This window comes from Bradyrhizobium sp. BRP23 (genome assembly GCF_020194135.1).
GTDB classification, from domain to species: Bacteria; Pseudomonadota; Alphaproteobacteria; order Rhizobiales; family Xanthobacteraceae; genus Bradyrhizobium; species Bradyrhizobium yuanmingense.
This window is the reverse complement of record NZ_JADYVW010000023.1, coordinates 77793-84199: the sequence shown is the minus strand read 5'-3', so window position 1 is coordinate 84199 and position 6407 is coordinate 77793. Positions and strand designations below refer to the sequence as shown.

The window sequence follows — 6407 nt, the reverse complement described above, 5'->3', positions numbered from 1 at the left end:
GCCCACCCGACCCCAAGGCCGTCGCCAAGGTGGCGGAGAACCTGACCGAGATCGAAGATGAAGAACTGAAGACCGCGCTGGCGCGCCTCGGGGCCGCCATCAAGCGAAATTGAGCCTCATTCCGCGGCCAAACTGGACCTGTCCGTAGCGCCCGCCATTGCCTCAAACGACGTTTCAAGCTAGCGACAGGCCGTCCGAGCAGGAAACCTTGACCCGTCCTTCGGGCGAACCTTGCCAATCCCGGGAGCCGACCTTGATCATCACCCGCCGCGCCTTCACCACGATGCTGTCGCTGACCGGGCTTGCCGCGTTCGCCGGGCTCTCGCCGCTGCGGTTCATCTCGGACGCCATGATCCCTGAAGCAATGGCGCAGTCGGCCGCCGACGTCGCCAAGCCGGTGTCGCTGCCCGACATGGCGCTCGGCCCGAAGGATGCCGCCGTCACCATCACCGAATACGCCTCGATGACGTGCCCGCACTGCGCCGCCTTCAACGAGCAGGTGTTCCCGAAGATCAAGACGGAATACATCGACACCGGCAAGGTGCGTTACATCTTCCGCGAGTTCCCGCTCGACATCAAAGCCGCCGCCGGCTCGATGCTGTCGCGCTGCATCGCCAAGGACGATGCGCCGAAATACTTCGCGGTCACCGACATGCTGTTCCGCCAGCAGAATGACTGGGTGATGAAGAACACCACCGAGACCCTGACGCGGATCGGCAAGCAGGCCGGCCTCACCCAGCAGCAGGTCGAGGCCTGCCTGAAGGACCAGGCGCTGCTCGACAAGATTGCCGCCGACCAGAAATATGCCAGCGACGTGCTCAAGGTGGATTCGACGCCGACCTTCTTCATCAACGGCGAGAAGATCAAGGGCGACACCTCGTTCGAGGAGTTCGCCAAGAAGATCAACCCGCTGCTGAAGAGCTGATTCGCGCGTCAAGATCCTGATTCGCATCTCGAAAGCCGTATCTTTCCCGGCATAAATCCCTTGGGAAAAGCGGCTTTCGCCGGTTGCCCTCGCGGCGCACCGCGGCCATTGTCCAGCCGCATGAGGCGCCTCGCGCGACTCACCCAGACAGCGACATTGCCTTCCATGGTATTGTCCCGGCAGGGGGATTCGCGCCTGCCAACAGAGATGCGTGCTTATGAAAATCACCCGCCTGCGCCTTCACGGTTTCAAGTCCTTCGTTGAGCCCACGGACTTCGTCATCGAGCCCGGCCTGACCGGCGTTGTCGGCCCCAACGGCTGCGGCAAGTCGAATCTCGTCGAGGCGCTGCGCTGGGCGATGGGCGAGACCTCCTACAAGTCGCTGCGCGCGGCCGACATGGATGCGGTGATCTTCGCCGGCTCCGGCAACCGTCCGGCGCGCAACCATGCCGAAGTGACGATGACGATCGACAATGCCGATCGCACCGCGCCGGCGGCGATGAACGACAGCCAGATCCTGGAAATCTCCCGCCGCATCGAGCGCGAGGCGGGCTCGGTCTACCGCATCAACGGCCGCGACGTGCGGGCCCGCGACGTGCAGATCCTGTTCGCGGACGCCGCCACCGGTGCGCGTTCGCCCGCCCTCGTCCACCAGGGCAAGATCGGCGAGATCATCCAGGCCAAGCCCGAGCAGCGCCGCCGCGTGCTGGAAGACGCCGCCGGCGTCGCCGGCCTGCACGCCCGCCGTCACGAGGCCGAGCTGCGGCTGAAGGCGGCCGAAACCAACCTCACCCGCGTCGAGGATGTGATCGGCCAGCTCTCCGGCCAGATGGAAGGCCTGAAGAAGCAGGCTCGCCAGGCCGTGCGCTATCGCGAGGTCGCCGCCAAGGTCCGCAAGGCCGAAGCCACGCTGTTCCACCTGCGCTGGGTCGGTGCCCATGCCGACGTCAACGAATCCGGCCAGACCCACGATCTCGCCGTGCGCGAGATGGCCGAGCGCACCCAGCACCAGGCCGAAGCCGCCCGCATCCAGGCGATCCGCGCCGCCGAGATGCCGGCGCTGCGCGATGCCGAAGCGCGCGCCGCGGCCGGCCTGCAGCGCCTGACCAATGCCCGCGAGCAGCTCGACCGTGAGGAAGAGCGCGCCAAGGAGCGCGTCGCCGAGCTCGAGCGCCGCCTCGCCCAGTTCGAGGGCGACATCTCCCGCGCCCAGCAGCAGACCATGGACGCCGACGTCGCGCTGCAGCGGCTCGACGCCGAAGATGCCGAGCTGAAGGAAGAGATCAAGTCGCGCGTCGAGAAGCGCTCCGGCGTCGACGAGCGCGTCGCCGAGGCCGAGGCGGTACTGACCGAAACCGAGCAGCGCTTCGCCGAGCTCACAACCGCGCTCGCCGACCTCACCGCGAAGCGCAACCAGCTCGAGGCCAACGTCCGCACCCATCGCGACAAGCTCGCCCGGCTCGATCAGGAGATCGCGAACGTCACGGCGGAAGAGCAGAAGCTCACCGAAGCAACCGGCGGCTTCGGCGATCTCGACGAGCTGACCGCGCTGGTCGAGACGGCGGAAGAGACGCTGGCGGCCTCCGAAGCTGCGGCGCAGGCCAGCGAAGCTGCGCATGTCGCGGCACGCCAGACGCTGGAATCCTCACGCTCGCCGCTGGTCGAGGCCGACAAGCGCGTGCAGCGGCTCGAGACCGAGGCGCGCACGATCTCCAAGATCGTCAACGGCGAGACCAAGAATTTGTGGCCGCCGATCATCGACGGCATCACCGTCGACAAGGGCTTTGAAAAGGCGATCGGCGCGGCACTCGGCGACGATCTTGACGCTCCGATCGATCCGTCGGCGCCGATGCGCTGGACCAATGTCGGACACACCGAGGGCGATCCCGAGCTGCCCGAAGGCGCCGTGCCGCTCTCCAACCATGTGCAGGCGCCGGCCGAGTTGGCCCGCCGTCTCGCCCAGATCGGCGTGGTGCCGCGCGAGCGCGGCGCCGAGCTGGTCTCGCAGCTCAAGACCGGCCAGCGGCTGGTCTCGCCCGAGGGCGACGTCTGGCGCTGGGACGGCTTCGTCGCCGCGGCGCACGCACCGACCGGCGCCGCGCGGCGCCTGGCCGAGCGCGCCCGCCTCGTCGACATCGAGAACGAGCTGGAGCAGGCCCGCATCGACGCGCAGATCAAGCGCCAGGCGCTGGAGAATGCCGAGTCCGAGCTGCAGATGGCGGCCAGCACCGAAGGCGCCAGCCGCGAAGCCTGGCGCGGCGCCCAGCGCGAGCTCAACGTCGCGCGCGAGCGCCACGCCAATGCCGAGCGCGAGATCAGCCGCCATGCCGCGCGCAAGGCGACGCTGTCGGAGGCGCACAGCCGGCTCGCCGCCGATCGCGCCGAAGCCGAGGCCGCCTACGAATACGCCCAGGCCGGCATCGGCGAGCTGCCGTCAAGCGAGGACACCGAAACCCAGCTCGCCGCCGTCCGCAGCGACATCGAAGGCCGCCGCCGCATGGCCGCCCAGGTCCGCGCCGAGGCGCAGGCGCTGGCACGCGAAGCCGAGCTCGCCGATCGCCGCGTGCAGGCGATCCTCGCCGAACGCACCGAGTGGCAGAACCGCAAGGAGAGCGCGGCCTCCCACATCGACACCATCCAGGCCCGCATCGCCGAGCTCACGATCGAGCGCAGCGAGCTCGAAAACGCCCCGGCCGTGTTCGCCGAAAAGCGCAGCGCGCTGATCACCGAGATCGAATACGCCGAGAACGACCGCCGCATGGCCGCCGACGCGCTCGCCACCGCGGAAACCGCGATGGCCGAGACCGACCGCGTCGCTAAGCTGACGCTCGAGGCGCTCTCCAGCGCCCGCGAGGCCACCGCCCGCGCCGAGGAGCGCATGGAAGGCGCCCGCCGCCGGCTCGAGGACATCGAGCGCGAGATCCGCGACATGCTCGAGGTCGAGCCGCAGGCCGTCGCCGGCCTTGCCGAGCTCGAGCCCGGCGCCGAACTGCCGCCGCTGCACGAGATCGAGGAGGACCTCGAGAAGATGCGCCGGGACCGCGAGCGCCTCGGCGCCGTCAATCTGCGCGCCGAGGAAGAGCTGCGCGAGGTCGAGACCCAGCACACCGGCCTCGTCACCGAGCGCGATGACCTGGTCGAGGCCATCAAGCGGCTGCGCCAGGGCATCCAGAGCCTCAACAAGGAAGCCCGCGAGCGGCTGCTGACCTCGTTCGACGTCGTCAACGAGCACTTCAAGCGCCTGTTCGTCGAGCTGTTCGGCGGCGGCGAAGCCGCGCTGCACCTGATCGAGAGCGACGACCCCCTGGAAGCCGGCCTCGAAATCATCGCCAAGCCGCCGGGCAAGAAGCCGCAGACGCTCTCGCTGCTCTCGGGAGGCGAGCAGGCGCTGACCGCGATGGCGCTGATCTTCGCGGTGTTCCTGACCAACCCCTCGCCGATCTGCGTGCTGGACGAAGTCGACGCGCCGCTCGACGACCACAACGTCGAACGGTACTGCAACCTCCTGCACGAGATGACCGGCTCGACCGACACGCGCTTCATCATCATCACGCACAACCCGATCACGATGGCGCGGATGAACCGCCTGTTCGGCGTCACCATGGCCGAGCGCGGCGTGTCGCAGCTGGTGTCGGTGAGCCTCGCCGAGGCCGTGGACATTCTCGACCAGAACGTGGCGTGATCTTGGACCGTCATTCCGGGGCGATGCGCAGCATCGAACCCGGAATCCATGGTGCGACCGACGCTGCAGATAAATGGATTCCGGGTTCTCGCTTCGCGAGCCCGGAATGACGTGGGGTTGCTGATGATCTCCCCCACCCTTCCCGCCGAACTGAAAGCCGCCCTCGACGGCAAGCTACAGGGCTTGTCTCGCAGCGACGCGGCCCGGCGCTCGCAGAGGATCTCGACTACGTATCGCGCCGGCGGCACCTCCGGCACGATCAAGTCGGACGCAGATGCGCTCGCTTATGCGCTGGCGCGCATGCCCGCGACCTACGCGGCGGTGGCGGCCAGCCTCAATGCGCTCACCGAGATCGCGCCTGATCTCGCCCCCGAAACATTGCTCGACGTCGGCGCCGGTCCGGGCACCGCCAGCTGGGCCGCCGCGGAAGCCTTTCCGTCGCTACAGGATTTTACCCTGCTCGATGCCAACGCCACGCTGAGCCGGCTCGCGCTCGAACTGGCACACGGCAGCTCGCGATTGGCGGAGTGCCGTTATCTGCCCGGCGATGCCGGCGGCAACCTCGCCGAGGTCTCACAGGCCGATCTCGTCATCGCCAGCTACATCATCGGCGAGCTCAGCGAGGCCGATCAGCGCAAGCTGACCGAGGCGATGTGGGCCAAGGCGCGCCACGCGCTGGTGGTGATCGAGCCCGGCACGCCCGCCGGCTATGCCCGCATCCTCGCCCTGCGCCAGCAGCTGATCGCAGCTGGCGCCTTCGTCACCGCGCCCTGCCCGCACGAAAGGCCGTGCCCGCTCATCGCGCCCGACTGGTGCCATTTCAGCCAGCGCCTGCCGCGCTCGCAGGCGCACCGGCAGATCAAGGGCGCCGAGGTGCCGTTCGAGGACGAGCGCTTCATCTACGTCGCCCTGACCCGCACCCCGCCCGCGAGCCGCGCCGCGCGCGTGCTGGCACCGCCGGACATCGGCAAGGCCGAGATCGCGGCCAAGCTTTGCACGGAGGCTGGGGTTGCGCCGGCAAACGTCCCGCGGCGGGACAAGGCGGCCTATGCCGAGGCCCGGCGCTGGCGCTGGGGCGATGCCGTCATGTCCGAAAGTTAATTTCGCTGGCCGTGCCTACCTTGAACTCGGGCCGTTCCTGATCCGACCAAGTCTTACCTTCCCTCCGCGCCGGGCTCTCATCCTGCGTTAATTTCGTCTACCCTAGCGCCCGCCTTCTTCCCTCTTCAGGAGTTCTCCATGTCGACCGGCTGGATCGTTCTCGGCGTCATCGTCGTCCTCGCGCTGATCGCTTTCAGCGCCTACAACCGCCTGGTGGCGCTGAGCCAGCGTGTCGGCCAGGCCTTTGCCGACATCGACGTGCAGCTCAAGCAGCGTCACGACCTGATCCCGAACCTGGTCGAGACGGTGAAGGGCTACGCCTCGCACGAGCGCGGCACGCTCGACGACGTCATCAAGGCGCGCAATTCGGCGATGTCGGCACAGGGCCCGGCGCAGGTGTCCGCAGCCGAGAACCAGCTCTCCGGCGCGCTCGGCCGGCTGATCGCGCTGTCGGAGGCCTATCCCGACCTCAAGGCCAACGCCAATTTCCAGCAGCTCGCGTCCGAGCTCTCCGACCTCGAAAACAAGATCGCGGCGAGCCGCCGCTTCTTCAACAACGCGGTGCAGGAATACAATACCGGCATCCAGCAGCTGCCCGCAGCTCTGTTCGCGGGCATGTTCGGCTTCACCAAAAAGGACTTCTTCGATCTCGGCGCCAGCCGCACCGAGGTCGAGACCGTGCCGCAGGTGAAGTTCTGA

At 68.0% G+C, this 6407-nt stretch carries 4 protein-coding genes and 1 pseudogene; all 5 read left to right on the top strand.

Annotation, left to right across the window (positions count from 1 at the left end; all coding sequences use genetic code 11):
* Window positions 1–113: pseudogene (locus tag I6F24_RS35160) on the top strand (DUF721 domain-containing protein); the annotation flags it as partial.
* 140 nt (window positions 114–253) lie between these two features.
* A complete protein-coding gene (locus I6F24_RS35155; RefSeq protein WP_036006292.1) occupies window positions 254–925 on the top strand; it encodes a DsbA family protein in 672 nt (223 codons plus the stop codon).
* Window positions 926–1142: 217 nt separating this feature from the next.
* Window positions 1143–4607, top strand: a complete 3465-nt coding sequence (gene smc / locus I6F24_RS35150) for a chromosome segregation protein SMC (RefSeq protein WP_225150215.1) — start codon at window positions 1143–1145, stop codon at window positions 4605–4607.
* Between the two features lie 123 nt (window positions 4608–4730).
* Window positions 4731–5708 carry a small ribosomal subunit Rsm22 family protein gene (locus tag I6F24_RS35145; RefSeq protein WP_225150204.1) on the top strand — a complete coding sequence of 326 codons (978 nt, stop codon included), beginning with the start codon at window positions 4731–4733 and terminating at the stop codon, window positions 5706–5708.
* Window positions 5709–5846: 138 nt separating this feature from the next.
* On the top strand, window positions 5847–6407 hold the full coding sequence (locus tag I6F24_RS35140) for a LemA family protein (protein WP_036006288.1): 561 nt from the start codon (window positions 5847–5849) through the stop codon (window positions 6405–6407).